Genomic DNA, 1,623 nt, shown 5'->3' with positions numbered 1-1,623 from the left:
GCAGTTGGTTCTGGTGAAGCTTTTGATACAATTGGTAATTCTGCAGGTCCCGTATCTGATGATTCTGATGATCCTAATAATGTTACTGATGCAAATCCTGACGGAGATGCAGATCCTGATGATCCAACAGTAGTTCCTCTCGGTGCTAATGGTATCTTAAATGGTGTTGTTTTTGATGATGCAAATGGAAATGGAATCCAAGATATGGGTGAAATGGGATTAGGTGGAGTAACAGTAAATGTTACTGACTCAAATATGACTATAGTACCGGTGGTTACTAATCCTGATGGAACTTGGTCTATTGTTGTTCCTGCTGGAACTACTACTGCAGACATAGATGAAACTACGCTACCTAATGGTGGTACTGAGATTCAGACTGCTGGTACAGATCCTACAACTATTACTGTAGGTGTTGGAGAAAATGTTGGGCAGCCAGCAGATGGTTTCTTTAATGCTATGCCTAACTTAGAGTTAGAGAAAATCAGTGGTGGTGTTGTTGATGCAAACATGAATGGTTTGGTCGACGCAGGAGATATTATTACTTATAGTTTTGTGATAAATAACAATGGTAATGTAGAAGTACGTAACGCTGTTGTAAACGATATGATTATTGGTATGACTGGTGTTTCTGTAACTCCATCTACAATACCGGCAGGAGGTACGGGAACTGTACCTGATTATGTATATGTTTTATTACAAACCGATATTGATAATGGACAGATTGTAAACACAGCTGTTCTTAGTGGTGATGCTTTCGATCCTAATGGAGATCCTTTAGGTCCAGTATCAGATAACTCAGATGATCCAAATAATACAAATGATTCTGATCCTGATGGAGATGGTGATCCTGATGATCCTACTATCACTGATGTTAGTCAGCCTAATCTCGCTTTCGCGAAAGCGGATTCGTATACAGATGTTAATAATAATGGTATAGTTGATATACTAGATACTATCACTTATAACTTCACAGTAACAAATACTGGGAATACGGTAATTACTGGTGTGACAATAGATGACTCAGTTATTGGCGTCTCTAACTTAATTGTTACTCCTTCTACCCTTAACCCTGGTGATGTTGGTAGTGCGATGGCTATTTATAATATAACAGCGGCAAATATTTCTGCAGGTGAAGTAAGAAACATTGCTCAGGTAACTGGTCAGACTACAGATAGTCAAGGTAATGTTTTACCGGATGTCTCAGATGATTCAGATGATCCTGATGATGCTACTAACGTAGATAATGATGGTGATGGTGACTTTGAAGATCCGACGGTTTTCGTTATTGATCAAAATGGATTGCTAACAGGAACAGTATTCGATGATCAAAATGGAAACGGTATTCAAGATGCAGGTGAGCCAGGAATACCTGGTGTAGATGTTGTTGTTACCGATGAAGGAGGTACTCCTCAAACGGTGATGACGGATGCTAATGGTGATTGGATAACGGTTGTTCCAGTTGGAATAACATTAGTTGATGTTCAGGACCCTGTTGGTTCTGCTTTAACTACTGCAGGTTCAGATCCTGAAAACGTTACTGTTATTGCAGGTTCGGAAGAAACTACTATCGACGACGGATTTACATTACCACTAACAAGTGGAACAGTAAGCGGAACAGTATTC

At 39.6% G+C, this 1,623-nt stretch carries 1 protein-coding gene; it reads left to right on the top strand.

Annotated elements, in window-relative coordinates; translation table 11 throughout:
* The coding region (locus LY01_RS14945) for a DUF7507 domain-containing protein (protein WP_317044709.1) at nt 1-1,623 on the top strand (1,623 nt) is incomplete at both ends.

This window comes from Nonlabens xylanidelens, assembly GCF_002934445.1.
Taxonomy (GTDB): Bacteria; Bacteroidota; Bacteroidia; order Flavobacteriales; family Flavobacteriaceae; genus Nonlabens; species Nonlabens xylanidelens.
Note: the sequence above shows the minus strand (reverse complement) of the source record. Positions and strands in the feature narration are given on the sequence as shown.